The 13,260-nt window shown below is 72.5% G+C and carries 11 protein-coding genes; 4 read left to right on the top strand and 7 right to left on the bottom strand.

Annotated elements, in window-relative coordinates; all coding sequences use genetic code 11:
* Positions 1–588: 588 nt before the first annotated feature.
* From GT042_RS24600 to GT042_RS24585, 4 genes are all read right to left on the bottom strand, one after another.
* Positions 589–1,611: a TolB-like translocation protein gene (locus tag GT042_RS24600; RefSeq protein WP_161310911.1), complete on the bottom strand. Its 1,023-nt coding sequence runs from the start codon at positions 1,609–1,611 to the stop codon at positions 589–591.
* A complete protein-coding gene (locus GT042_RS24595) occupies positions 1,608–2,906 on the bottom strand; it encodes an MFS transporter (RefSeq protein ID WP_161310910.1) in 1,299 nt (432 codons plus the stop codon). Before GT042_RS24595 ends, GT042_RS24600 begins: the two co-directional genes overlap by 4 nt.
* Before the next feature lie 5 nt (positions 2,907–2,911).
* Positions 2,912–3,802: an alkaline phosphatase family protein gene (locus GT042_RS24590; RefSeq protein ID WP_161310909.1), complete on the bottom strand. Its 891-nt coding sequence runs from the start codon at positions 3,800–3,802 to the stop codon at positions 2,912–2,914.
* 218 nt (positions 3,803–4,020) lie between these two features.
* Entirely contained in the window at positions 4,021–4,911 is an 891-nt protein-coding gene (locus tag GT042_RS24585) for a universal stress protein (protein WP_161310908.1), read from the bottom strand.
* Between the two features lie 333 nt (positions 4,912–5,244).
* Here GT042_RS24585 and GT042_RS24580 point away from each other — a divergent pair, with 333 nt between their 5' ends.
* Positions 5,245–6,432: an aromatic ring-hydroxylating dioxygenase subunit alpha gene (locus GT042_RS24580; protein WP_161310907.1), complete on the top strand. Its 1,188-nt coding sequence runs from the start codon at positions 5,245–5,247 to the stop codon at positions 6,430–6,432.
* Between the two features lie 162 nt (positions 6,433–6,594).
* Positions 6,595–7,938: an MFS transporter gene (locus tag GT042_RS24575; protein WP_202533669.1), complete on the top strand. Its 1,344-nt coding sequence runs from the start codon at positions 6,595–6,597 to the stop codon at positions 7,936–7,938.
* A gap of 40 nt (positions 7,939–7,978) precedes the next feature.
* On the opposite strand, the gene GT042_RS24570 is transcribed toward GT042_RS24575, so the two are convergent.
* Positions 7,979–8,641: a TetR/AcrR family transcriptional regulator gene (locus GT042_RS24570; RefSeq protein ID WP_345943901.1), complete on the bottom strand. Its 663-nt coding sequence runs from the start codon at positions 8,639–8,641 to the stop codon at positions 7,979–7,981.
* Positions 8,642–9,000: 359 nt separating this feature from the next.
* Positions 9,001–9,360: a metalloregulator ArsR/SmtB family transcription factor gene (locus GT042_RS24565; protein ID WP_161310906.1), complete on the bottom strand. Its 360-nt coding sequence runs from the start codon at positions 9,358–9,360 to the stop codon at positions 9,001–9,003.
* A gap of 65 nt (positions 9,361–9,425) precedes the next feature.
* On the opposite strand from GT042_RS24565, the gene GT042_RS24560 reads away from it, so the two are divergent.
* Positions 9,426–10,475 carry a cation diffusion facilitator family transporter gene (locus GT042_RS24560; RefSeq protein WP_161310905.1) on the top strand — a complete coding sequence of 350 codons (1,050 nt, stop codon included), beginning with the start codon at positions 9,426–9,428 and terminating at the stop codon, positions 10,473–10,475.
* Positions 10,476–10,505: 30 nt separating this feature from the next.
* On the opposite strand, the gene GT042_RS24555 is transcribed toward GT042_RS24560, so the two are convergent.
* On the bottom strand, positions 10,506–11,732 hold the full coding sequence (locus GT042_RS24555; RefSeq protein WP_237531133.1) for a helix-turn-helix domain-containing protein: 1,227 nt from the start codon (positions 11,730–11,732) through the stop codon (positions 10,506–10,508).
* Between the two features lie 319 nt (positions 11,733–12,051).
* Between GT042_RS24555 and GT042_RS24550 the strand changes: the two genes are divergently transcribed.
* Positions 12,052–13,260, top strand: a 1,209-nt coding sequence (locus GT042_RS24550; protein ID WP_345943900.1) for an FtsX-like permease family protein, incomplete at its 3' end; no start/stop codon positions are given.

Genomic DNA, 13,260 nt, shown 5'->3' with positions numbered 1-13,260 from the left:
ACCCCGCCGCTCACCGGCCTCCGTATCCGCAGCCGTACGCGACCCGCCCGCAGCCCTACCCGACACCTCAGCCCTACACCACGCCGCATCAGATGCCGTACGGCCGGAGCCGGCGGCGCCGCTGGGTGCTGCCGTCGGTCGTCGCCGCCGTCGTCCTCCTGGGCCTGGCGGGGGTCCTGCTGAAGCCGGAGGGCGACCGGGGGCGGGACCCCGTCGCGGACGGCGACGGCACCGCGTCCCCGGCCCCCACCGCAGCCGGGAAGGCCTTCGCCTACCGGGGCAGGTGGAGCGGCATGATCGAGCAGAGCGGTTCCCAGGACTACTCGGTGAAGGTCGACTACACCGGCGGGAGGACGGGCCGCCAGGTGGCCACCGTCGAGTACCCGTCGCTGGGGTGCGGCGGGCACTGGATTCTGCTCGACGAGGACGCCGGGGGGGCAGACCGTACGCGAAAAGATCACCCACAACTCGCACTGCGTGGACGACGTCGAGATCAGTCTGACCCGCTCGGGCGGAGACCGGCTCCTCTACGAGATCACCGGCTCCATCACCGCGACGGGCACGCTCAGCCGCAACAACTGACCACGGTCAGCCCAGGTAGGCCGGGGCGACGGCGGAGCGCATCAGGCGCCGGGGCGCCCCGGTGCCGTCGGCGGGGACCGTCCACAGGTCGGAGCCGTAGTCGCCCGGCAGCGCGTACACGAGGGTGGAGCCGTCCGCCCACAGCGCCTGGTCGTCCACGTCGCGGTGCTCGGCGGTGGCGGTCTCCGTCATGTCGCGGAGGTCGAGCACGTACAGCCGCCAGGGCGCGTCCGCGGGCGCGCCGGGGACGCGCTTCTTGTAGGCGATCCGGCTGCCGTCGGGCGAGAGCGACGGGCATTCGACGTTGCGGTGCAGGGTCGTCAGCGTCCGGGCGGCCAGGTCCCCTCGGACCAGGTACGTCCGGCCTCCCGTGGCCAGCGTCGCGTAGAAGCGGGAGTCGTCGGCGAAGGTGACACCCCAGATGTTGACGTCGGAGGCGTGGTAGGGACGGCCGTCCTTGACGACGGCGAACGTCTCCAGGTTGTCGTCGATCGCCCCCGTACGGGCGTCGGCGATCGAGGTGCGGGTGGAGAAGGCGGTGCCCGCGTACGAGTCGCCGCTCACGAAGACCGTCCAGGCGACCAGGTGCCCGGAGGGCGAGATCCTGGCCCGGGTGGGGATGCCGGCGACGGGGTAGTGGCGTACTTCGCGCAGGTCCGCGTCGAGCACCACCGCGCGGTACGTGTCCTCCAGCGTGCCGCGCCGGGCCTGGAGGCAGATGCCGGTCCCGGCGGCGGCGTGGAAGCGCAGGCACTTCACGCCGGAGACGGTGCGCGGTCCGTCGGGGCGGGAGGCGGGGACGGTGGCGATCTCGTCGCGGTGCGGCCCCCAGGCCAGGTTGCGGACGAGGAGGCGGCGGCCGGTGTCCGGCCGGAGCGAGACCGTACCGGTCCTGACGGGCGCGCCGCCCGCCTGTTCCTGGTTCCGCTCGCCGGAACGGTTCGCGGCGTGCAGCACCGCGCCGGTGCCGGCCGCCCCGAGCAGCAGGACGGCGGCGAACAGGATCACCAGGCGGGTGGTGCGGGTCATGCGGGCACCTCATCGGCGGTACGGAGGACGAAGGAGGCCGCGACGGCGGCGGCGGCGAGCGCGGCGGTGGTGACGGCGAGGGCGGTCCGGCCGTCCCACAGGGTCCAGGCCGCGCCGAAGGCGAGCGAGCAGACGAACCGGGCCAGCGCCTGGCCGGTGCCCACCAGGGCCTGCCCCGCGCCCTGGTGCTCCGGCGGAACCACACGGGCGGTGGCCGCCGCCAGCACTCCGTCGGTGGCCGCGTAGAAGGCGCCGTGCAGCACGAGGACGGCCACCACCACGGACGGGCCGGCGTCCGGGGACGCGAGGAGCACCAACCCGTACCCCAGCAGCAGGAATCCGTGTCCCGCCAGGAAGAGGCGTCGCCGTCCCATGCGGTCGGCGACCGCGCCCATCGGTATCGCCAGCAGCAGGAAGGTGGCGGCCGTGCCCAGCGGCAGCAGGGGGAACAGGTGGACGGGCAGGCGCAGTTCGCGCTGGAGCAGCAGGTAGAGGAAGGAGTCGCTGACGGTGGTGAGGCCGAGGAGTACGGCGCACAGGGTGAGCCGCCGGAGCGCGGGCCGGCGCAGCAGGGCGGCCGAGTCCCGCAGTGTGGCGCGTGGCCCGGGGTGACCGGGTCCGTCCGCGTCCGGCCGGGTGGCGGGGTGACGTGACGCGACCTGCCGGGGTACGAAGAGCACCAGCACCAGGACGCCCAGCGCCGCGACACATCCGCTGACCGCGAAGACGGCGTCGTACCCGTCGACGGTGACGCGGAGCACGGCGAAGGCGGCGAGCGGACCCAGGAGCGCGCCGGTGGTGTCCATGGCGCGGTGCACCCCGAACGCCCTGCCGAGGCGCTCGGGCGGGGTCGAGAGCGAGATCATCGCGTCCCGGGGTGCCGTACGGAGCCCTTTGCCGGTGCGGTCCAGCGCGAGCACGGCGCTGATCACGGGGAGCGTGTGGGCGAGCAGCAGCAGGGGCTTGCAGAGCGCGGACAGGCCGTAACCGATCCCCGCGACCACCTTGTGCCGGCCGCCGCGGTCGGCGAGGTGGCCGCCGGCCAGCCGGACCAGGGCGCCGACCCCGTTGTTGATGCCGTCGAGCAGGCCGAAGCCGAGGGGGGAGAGTCCGAGGGCGGCGACGACGTAGAGCGGGAGGACGGCGGTGACCATCTCGGAGGAGATGTCGGTGATGAGGCTGACCGCGCCGAGGGCCAGGACGGTGCCGGGCACGGCGGGCGCCCGCCGCCCCGGACGGACACCGGTGTCCGGGGCGGCGGGGGCCTTGCCCGCGCGGGAGTCCGCGAGGTACATGGAGGTCAGTTCCAGATGCCCGAGACGGCGGAGGCCGAGGCGGCGTTGCCGGCGTGGGTGGTCAGGCCGGCCAGGTCCTCCAGGGTGCGGAGGACGTTGTAGTGGTTGTAGGTGGTGGCCACGGAGCTGCCGGGGGTGACGTGCTGCCCGTAGAAGAGGGTGGGGATGCGGTTGCCCGACAGCTTGTTGTCCTCGTCGAAGGTCACCACGAGCATGCTGTTGTGGGTCTTCGCCCAGGAGGCGTACGCGCCGAGCTTGTTCTTGATCCAGGTGTCACCGGTGGAGACCGAGCAGTCGTGCATGTCGCTGCACAGGTTCGGCACGACGAAGGAGACCTTCGGCAGGGTGGTGTAGTCGGTGGGGAACTGCGTCATCGTCTTCGCCGTGCTGGTGGGCACGTTGGAGAAGCCGAACCACGGGTTGTGCTTCTGCGCGTAGTCGCCGCTGCTGCACGTGGTCGAACCCTGGCTGGGGAGTGACTCGTTGTAACTCGCCCACGTCTTGCCCGCCTTGATCAGCTCGGAGGCGAGGTTGGCGGCGGAGAGGGAGCCGACCTTGACACAACCGTCGTCGGTACGGCCCTGGTTGGAGCCCGAGAAGAGCATGTAGTAGTTCGGCTCGCTCGGGTGGGTGAGGCCGAAGGACTGGGTGAGGGTGGCGCCCCCGGCCTTCAGTGTGTTGTTGAGGTACGGCGCGCCGGAGGCGCCGACGACCTGGCTGTAGGCGTGGTTCTCCATCACGACGACCACGACGTGGTCGGGGGCCGGGAGCGCCGCCGCCTGGGCGGTGGACCCGGTCGCCGCCCAGAGGCCGAGCGAGGCGGCGGCGAGGCCGGCGGCCCCGGCCAGCGCGGTGAGGGAAAGTCGTCGGCTCCTGCGGACCTTGGGTGCGCTCATGGCTCTCCTCGGGAAGTGGCTTGCCCCTGTGGGGTGTTGGGGCGCCGCAAACCCTAGGAGTGGTCCGGCTCACCGTCCGCCGTACCTGAGTGAAAATCAGAAGAACAAATGGCTGCTACATGCATCTGTCCCGCATCCGGCCCGCGTGCGTCGGGCTGCATGCGCCGGGTCCGTGCTCGTCGGCCCGCGCCCGTCGGCCCAGAGGAACCCGGCACATGTCAGGCGGGCTGCGGGACGATCGCCACCGGGCAGGGGGCGTGGTGCAGGGCGCCGTGGCTGACCGGGCCCAGCTGGAGGCCGAACGCGCGCTGGAGGCGTCGCGAGCCGACCACGAGGAGATCGGCGGAGGCCGCCGCGCGCAGGAGACCGTCACGCGCCGAGCCGCAGTACGCCTCCTGGCTGATGACCTTCACCCCGGGGTGGCGCGCGGCGGGTCCCCTGAGGGTCTCCTCCAGGTGTTCCTTCGCCGCGAACATCATCGGACCGCAGGGAATGCCGTCCTTCATCGCCTCGTCCTGGCCGGACTGGAGGTGCCACGCGTGCACGGCGTGCAGTTCGCAGTTCCTCGCCTCGGCCTCCCGGAACGCGAACTCCGCCGCCGCGGGCGCGTCGTCCGTCTCGCGTACGCCGAGGACGACCCGGCCGAACTCGCCGGCGATGTTCGACTTCTCCCCCCGGATGATGACCACGGGACACTCGGCCCGTCCGGCCACCTCAAGGCCCACCGAGCCCAGCAGGAGCCCGGTGAGGGCGCCGCGGCCCCGGTGCCCGAGGACCAGGGCGAGCGCTCCCGCGCTCTCGCCCAGCAGGGCGTTCACCGCCTCGCCGGGCAACACCTCGGCCGTCACCTTCACGCCGGGCGCCCGCCGCCTCACTCGTTCGGCCGCCGCCCCGACGACCTCGTCGCCCTCCTCCACGGCCTGTTCGCGGGTCTGTGGAGGGGCGAAGGGGAGGGCCTCGTCCTCAGGAGGCTCCGGGCGGTTGGCCTGCACCACGCCGTGGACGACCCGCAGCGGCACATCCTGCCTGGCCGCTTCGTCCGCGGCCCAGTCCACCGCTTCGAGGCTGGACGGGGATCCGTCGACAGCGACCACCAGGGGAGACACCATTGCCCCCACCGCCTTTCACACCGGTCGGTTTGCTCTCCTCCCAGCTTCACACTTCGCGCCCGCACATGGACACCGTCGGGCGTCCGACACGGCCGGACTCCCCGGACCGGGGGCCGCCGGCCGGCGGATCCGGGGCGTGTCGGGGCACCGCGCCGCCGGGCTGTCACGGACGGTGACGGCGGTACGGATCCGGCGGGGCCCGTGCGCCCGCCCGGGTGACGGAGGCTCTTCCGGCGGCCCCGGACAGCCCTTTCCACTGCGCTCGCCCGCCCCCAGGAGCCGTGGTAAGCGTTGTTCGACGAATCGGACGATCCGCGTGCAAGGGAGAAGCGCATGACCGAGGCGCAGCCCGCGAAGGACGGGGCATTCACGGCCGGGTCGGTGAGTGACCCGTACCACGTGCCGGAATTCCGTACGGAAGCCGTGACCGACCTCCGGCGTACCGGGATCGATCCGAATTTCTGGTATCCCGTGGCCGTCTCCCGGAGCGTACGGAAGAACAAGGCGTCCGCCGCCACGTTCGCGGGTGAGCGGATCGCGCTGTACCGGGGCGCGAGCGGCACGGCCTACGCGCTGGAGGACCGGTGCGCCCACCGCCAGGTGCCGCTGAGCATGGGCGTGGTGGAGGGGGAGGCGCTGCGCTGCTGCTATCACGCCTGGGCCTATCGCGGGAACGGTCACATCTCGCAGATCCCCTATCTGCCCAAGGGCGTCGCCCGGCCGCCGCGCGGTGTGCGGGCCTATCCGGTCCGCGAGGCGTACGGATTTGTCTTCGTCTTTCCCGGCGACCCGGAGGAGGCGGCCACAACGCCGATGCCCGAGCTGCCGGAATTCCATTCGACCCGGCACCGGACGATGACGTTCTCACGCACCGTGAAATGCCACTACTCGTTCATGCACGAGAATTTGCTCGACATGAACCACCAATTCCTCCACCGGGGTGTTCTCGGCCGGATCCAGCCGAAGCTCCTCGGGTCCGAGTCCGGTCCGCGGTTCGTCGAGGCGCGGTACCTGTTCACGCCGTCGGGCGGGAAGAAGGACCCGGGTGCCGGTCTGCTCTCGGCCGAGGGGTTCGGCGGCTCCGGCTCCCCCGACGTCGTCACGGTCCGTACCGACTATCCGTACCAGACCCTCCAGGTGGTCCCCGAGAAGGCCGACCTTCCCGCGTTCTCCCTGTGGGTGGCGTACGTACCGGAGGACGCCGAGCAGCGCACCAACCACGTCTACGGCCTCCTCATGATCGAGAAGCCGCCGGTCCCGGGAGCGCTCCGGCTGGCCTGGCCGTTCATCCGGCGCTTCACCGAGCGGGTGTTCGCCGAGGACCGGATGGCGGTCGAGGCCGAGCAGCGGGCGTGGGACGAGCAGGGCGAGGACTGGAACCAGGAGGTCTTCCCGCTGATCCTCGAGGTCCGTGACGTGCTGCGCGCGAACGGCGTCCCCCTCCGTCCCGAGTCCGCCCTGTGCGGGGCCGCCGCGCTGTGTGCCGGCACCGCGCCGGCCGGGGTGAACCAGCCCGGCTGAATCACCGCCCTCATCCGCGCTGTCGTCCCCGCCCTCTCCGGCGCCTGCCCGCCACCCCTGCCCCGGGTTATATAGTGAACGCAACGTCCAGAAATTAGACGTGCGATTCCCGGGGACATGCCCGGCGGGAACGGACGCGGGACGCGCGGAGGAGAGGGCCCGATGGATCACACCCCGAAGTGCCTGGAGGGATCTGGCGCGGGCGGCCCGTCCCCCGAGGCGCCGCGCCTGTGCCGCGTCCCCGGGCCCTCCGGCGCGCGGGAGAAATCGCAGACGCCAACGCCCCTGCAAACTCCGGGGGCACAGGCACCGGCACCGGCCTCAGACGGCACGCTGCCGCCCGCCCGGCTGCGGCGGGTGGTGCTGCTCCTCGCCTTCGCGTGCGGCGTGACCGTGGCGAACATCTACTACGCGCAGCCACTCCTGTCCCCCATCGCCTCGACCTTCGGCATCAGCGAGGGCAGCACCGCGCTGGTGGTCACCCTCACCCAGCTCGGCTACGCCCTCGGGCTGGTGCTCCTGCTGCCCCTCGGGGACCTGCTGGAGAACCGGGCACTGGCCTCGCGCACCCTGCTGGTCACTGCGGCGGCCCTGGTGGCCGCCGGTCTGTCGCCGTACTTCGGCATGTTCCTGGCGGCGTCGGTACTGGTCGGGACCACCTCGGTGGTCGCCCAGATCCTCGTCGCGTTCGGGGTGCACCTGGCGCCCGAGCGGGAGCGGGGGAAGTTCGTCGGAACGGTGATGAGCGGTCTGCTGCTGGGCATCCTCCTGGCGCGTACGGTTTCCAGCCTGGTCGCCGCCGCCTGGGGCTGGCGGGCCATCTACCTGATCTCCGCCGTGCTCATGGTCGCCCTGTCGGTCCTGCTGCTCCGCGTGCTCCCCGAGCGGCGTCCGGTCCACAGCGGCAGCTATCCGAAACTGCTGCTCTCCCTCGGCCGTCTCGTCCGGGAGGAGCCGGCGCTACGGCGTCGCGCGGTGAACCAGGCGCTGATGTTCGGCGCGTTCAGCTGCTTCTGGACGTCGGTGGCGTTCGAACTGGTCACCCGCCACCACCTCGGCCAGGTCGCGATCGGCGCGTTCGCGCTGGTGGGCGCGGCGGCGGCCCCGCCGGCGGGCCGGCTCAGCGACCGGGGCCATGCCCGTATCGGCAGCGGTCTGGCCCTGGTGCTGGCCGCGGGCGCGCTGGTGCTGGCCTGCCTCGGTGCGGGCAGCCTGATCCTGCTGGCGCTGGCCGGTGTCCTGCTCGACTTCGCCGTCCAGAGCCACCAGGTGTTCAGCCAGCGGGAGATATTCGGGCTGCGGGCCGACGCCCGGGCCCGCGTCAACACCGTCTTCATGGGCTCCGTCTTCCTCGGCGGGGCGACGGGTTCGGGAATCGCGGGCGTCCTGCACGACGGTTACGGCTGGACGGGCGTCACCCTCTTCGGCGCCGCCCTCCCCGTGGTCGGACTGGCCGTCTGGACCGTCTCCACCGTCCGGCAACGGCGGACGGAAGCCGCGTCCTGACCGGTCCCGACGGTCGGGCCGACCGCGCGGTCACGCACCCTCACGCCGTCCCCGTCCCCGTCCCCGTCCCTGTCTCCGTCCCCGTCTCCGCCGTCGTCGGGGGGCGTGAGCTCCGTACCCCGTCCAGCAGTTGCCTGACGAGCGTCGCCGCCAGCGCTTCGTCCAGAGGCTCGTGCCCCATCAACAACCGGTGGTAGACCGGCGCGAAGAGCTGGTCGACCGCCGCCGCCACGTCGATCCGGGGGTCCAGCTCCCCTCGCTCCACCGCCTCCCGCAGCAGTCGCGCCCCCACCTGGCGGCGCGGACGCAGCCACTCGTCGTCGAGCGCCGCGCGGATCTCCGGGTCGGCCTGCCCCGCCGCCACCAGATCACCCATCAACGGCCCCGCCGCCGTGTCCCGGAACAGGTCCGACAGCGACGCCAGCTGGAAGGTCAGTACGTCCTGGAGCGAGGCGTCCTCGTCGACCGCGATGGTGCTCTTCGCCAGGCTGAAAAAACTCTCCAGCATCACGTGCGCGCGTGACGGCCACCATTTGTAGAGGGTCCCCTTGCTGACCTTGGCGCGCGCGGCGATGGCCTCCATCGTCACCGCGTCGATCCCCCCGGTCACCAACAGGTCGGAAGCGGCGTCCAGAACGGCGGCCCGCGCCCGCTCACTCCGCGGCCGGCCCCTGACGGCACGTCCCGGACCTTCGTTGTCCACCACTCACTCCACTCCCACCGGATACAGGCCCATAGTAGAAGGGCACGGACCCACCCGATCGGACGTCCGGTGGCACAGCTCACAGGCCGTACGGAAGGGCCGGGGAACATCCCGTATTGGTTCGCCGTTCGTCTATACGTGGGTGCGGAGGGGACAGTGTCCCCGGGCCTCACCTCCAGCCCATGGGGAAGATCGTTCGGCTGAAGCCCCATGGAGCCTTTCGCCGCGTAGGCGACCGCCTCTCCGGACCCACACCTCTTGGCCACCCTGGCCGGCATCCCCCGTACCGGCCAGGGTTCCCGCCCCGGCCCAGGTCCCCCGCCTCGGCCGGGGCTCCCCTTTGCCCCGGCGCCGATCCGTCAGTCGTGGGGCGCGGCACCGCTCAGACGGTGGTCCGCCAGGCTCAGCGCCTCCTCGATGACCCGCCGCAGATGCCCGTCGGACAGCCCGTAGACCATGCGGCGCCCCTCTCTCCGTACGGACACCAGTCCCGCCAGACGCAGCTTGGCCAGATGCTGGCTCACCGCCGGGCGCGCCACGTCGCACACCGCGGTGAGGCTGCTGACGTCCGCCTCGCCCGAGGTCAGGGCGTGGAGCAGCGTGAGGCGGGTGCGGTCGGCGAGCAGCCCCAGGACCTCGGCCGCGAGCGCGAACTGTTCGGCGCCCGGGTCTCGCGGGTGCGCATCCTGCGCAGGTGATAGGTGCATGCGTGCGCTCATACGCACATAATGGGACCGGGCGCGTTCGCGTGTCCACCTCTGTCCCGCGTCGGAAGGCCGGTTTCGTGAGCGACCAGCACGGACACACCCACCCGCACGAGCACCCCCACCACAACCACCACGACCGGGGCCACCACCACGGCCACCGGGCCGGGCATTTCCTCAAGCCGCACTCGCACCGCGGCGCCGACAAGGTCGACCACGCCCTGGAGTCCTCCGCCAAGGGCATGCGGGCGCTGTGGGTCTCGCTCGCGATCCTGGGCGTCACGGCGGCGGCGCAGGCGGTGGTCGTCGTCTTGTCCGGCTCGGTCGCGCTGCTCGGCGACACGGTCCACAACACCGCGGACGCCCTGACCGCGCTGCCGCTGGGGATCGCCTTCGTCCTGGGACGGCGTGCCGCCGACCGCCGCTTCACCTACGGCTACGGCCGCGCCGAGGATCTCGCCGGGATCGTCATCGTGCTCACCATCGCCGCCTCCGCCGTCCTCGCCGCCTGGACCGCGATCGACCGCCTGGTGAATCCCCGGGACCTCCACCACCTGCCGGCCGTCGCGGCGGCGGCCGTGGTCGGTTTCCTCGGCAACGAGTGGGTGGCGCGCTACCGCATCCGCGTGGGCCGCGAGATCGGCTCCGCTGCGCTCGTCGCCGACGGACTGCACGCCCGTACGGACGGATTCACCTCGCTCGCCGTACTGCTCGGCGCGGGCGGCGCCGCCCTCGGCTGGCGGCTCGCCGACCCCGTCGTGGGCCTGGCCATCACCGCCGCCCTCCTCCTCGTGCTGCGCGACGCCGGCCGGGAGGTCTTCCGGCGTGTGATGGACGCCGTGGACCCCGCGCTCGTCGACACCGCGGAACAGGCCCTCGTCCAGGTGCCCGGGGTGTGGTCCGTCGGGGAACTGCGCATGCGCTGGATCGGCCACCGGCTGCGCGCCGAGGTCGCGATCGTCGTCGATCCCGACCTCACCGTGCGCGAAGCCCACCAGGTGGCCGTCGAGGCCGAACACGCGCTGCTGCATGCCGTACCGAAACTCGCCGCGGCCCTCGTCCACGCCGACCCGGCCCTCGCGCCGGGCACTCCGGACCCACACCTGGTCCTGTCCCACCACGCCGTGTGAGCCGGCCGGTCCCCCGGGTACGCCGGGCCGTCAGGTGGTGCCCTTCCCGGCGGCACCCGGCACCCGGCGGGCCTTCTCGCCGGCGGAAGGGTCGACGCCGTACGCGCGGCGCGCCTCCTCGCCCAGTGCTTCGAGGTGCCGGCGGCCTTCCTTCCCGTACCCCTCGGCGATCAGCAGCCGTCCGTCGAGGATGCCCGCCCGGAGCCGGTCCCGATGGGTCAGCCGCATCTCGCCCCGGTGCAGTTCGTCCAGGTGCGCGCGGGCGTCCGCGAACCGCGCCTCCTCGAAGGCGAGATGAGCCCGCAGCGTCAGCAACTCCTGGTTGAGCAGCGGCGTCCCGACGTAACCCAGCGCGGATTCCGCCTCCTTCAGGCGCTCGGCGGCCGGCCCGGTCAGCGGCGGGACGCTCTGGAGGTACAGCGAGGCGGCGGCCAGCCGCAGGCGTGCCCACAGGGTCACATCGGCGCGGCTGTCGAGTCCTTCGATCGCCCGCTCGATGTGATCCCGGGCCGCTTCCTGGTGGCCCTGGCGGAACCGTACGGTCGCCGCCGACCAGAGAGCCTCGGCCCTGAGGGGGGTGCCACCGCATTCCCCGACCAGCCCGACCAACTCGTCCACGTGCGCGCGGGCTTCGGGCAGCCGCCCCTCCTCGGCCTCCGCGGACACGAGCGCCATCAGGGCGGCGGCGGTGTCAGGCCGGGACAGCCCGGCCTCCCGCGCCAGCCCGACGGCCCTGCCCGCCACGTCGATCGCCCGGCCCGTGTCCCCCGTGGAGCGCAGACATCGCGCGAGGGAGGACCGGGCCCGGCACCGCAGCTCGGGTAACCCCAACGTGTCGGCGAGCCGGTCCAGTTCCTCCAGGCAGGCGAGTTCCTCGGCGGTGTCACCGCGCTTGCGCCAGCTGCGGGCGACCAGCCACAGCGCCCGCCAGCGGAGCAGCGGGTCGTCGCTGCCGGGCCTGTCGAGGGCGGACAGGAGACCCTCCACGGCCTCGTCGCCGTCCGTGGAGGACGCGATGCTCAGGGCCCGGGCCAGTGCCGTACCGCTCGACGGCGCCTCGAAGACACGCCGGTCGACTCCCAACTGCTGGGCCACGTAGGCGATGACACGCTCGGTGGGTTGGCGCGCCCCTGATTCCAGGCGGGACAGGTAGCCGGTGGAGAGTTCGTCGCCCGCGAGAGCGGCTTGAGAGAGTCCGCGCGCGCGTCTCAGTTCTCTGACGCGGCGGCCGAAGAGCGGTTGTTCCATCATCTGCATCCCAATACTCAGGGTGCGCGACGGCGTTGACCCCATCAGATGAGAATTCCCGCGGCACCAAGGGGCACGATCCCGCCGGGAGCATAACCAAGGTCTCGCGTGTCGGGCAACCACTTGCCCACGCCACGACCTGGCATGAAGTCCGCCTCAACTCAGGCTTGAGCGGTTCAAGTTGCCAAAGATAGGCAAGGTGTTGCCATCGATGTCCGGCGTCGCGTGCCTCGCGTGACACGGCTCCGCCCGGCCGGACCGTACGTATGTTGTATTGTCCCTCAATCGTGGTGTCCCCTCCCGGGGGCTGTGGAGTGGGTGGGGGCGGGTGACAGGGTTCGTTCTGTTCCGGATCAGGGCGCACCGACTGCTGCTCACCGCGGCGTTCCTGGCCGTCCTGCTGACCACGTGTGTGCTGACCGCCCTCGTGGCGCTGTCCGGTTCCGTCGGTGACGCCTCCTTGCGGCACGCCCTGGCCCGTGACCAGGGGGCGTCGACCGCCCTGGTCGTCACCGCCCATCTGCCCGAGGAGAAGCTGGAGGCGGCGCAGGCGGCCGTGGTCCGCGGGGCGCGGCAGACCTTCGGCGGACTGCCGACGACCGTGCGCGGGCTGGAGCGTTCGGGGGCGTACGCGCTGCCCCGCGCCCTCCAGGACCCGGCCGCGGACTCCACGTACCCCGATCTGACCCACTTCGCGGCGCTGGACCCGTCCAAGGTCGAGCTGACGGCCGGGACGATGCCCGGTCCCACCCCAGGGCCCCCTGCCACGGCCCGTGCCGGCGGACCGCTGCCCGTCGCCCTCCCCCAGGTCGCCGCCCAGCAGTTGAACCTGCGGCCGGGCGCGCTGCTCACGCTCGCCGACCGGGTGTCCGACAAGCCCCTGACCGTGCGGCTCACCGGCCTGTACCGGCCCGTGGACCAGCGCGATCCGTACTGGACGCTGGACAGTCTCGACGGCCGCGGCGTGAGCCACCTCGTCTTCACCACGTACGGACCGCTCCTCGCCGATCCGTCGGTGCTGTCGTCGGGCCGCACCAGCCGCGGCGACACGGGCTGGCTCGTGACCGCCGACTTCGCCGGGACGGGTGTCGGGGAGATCGGCGCGCTGCGTACGGCGGCCACCGAGGGGATCGCGGCGCTCGGCAAGGATCCCGCGCTCGCCGGTTCGGTGGATGTACGCGGCGACCTGGCCAACGTCCTCACCCGGGCCGAACGCGCGCTGCTGGTCTCCCGCTCCACCCTGATGATCGTCGCGCTCCAGCTCGTGCTGCTGGCCGCGTACGCCCTGCTCCTGGTGGCCCGGCTGCTGACCACGGAACGGACGGCCGAGACCCGACTCCTGCGGGCCCGGGGGGCGTCCAGGGCGCGGCTGGCGGGCCTCGCGTCGCTGGAGGCGCTGCTGCTCTCCCTCCCCGCCGCGGTGGCCGCGCCGCTGCTGGCGGGTCCGCTGGTACGGCTGATGACCCGGGGATCCGTCCTCGGCCGGCTGGACCTGACGCTCGGCGGTGTCCCGCGACCGGACGTCTGGCTGACGGCG

This window comes from Streptomyces sp. SID3212 (genome assembly GCF_009865405.1).
Classification (GTDB): Bacteria; Actinomycetota; Actinomycetes; order Streptomycetales; family Streptomycetaceae; genus Streptomyces.
The sequence above is the reverse complement of the archived record's forward strand: the minus strand, read 5'-3'. Positions and strand labels throughout refer to the sequence as shown.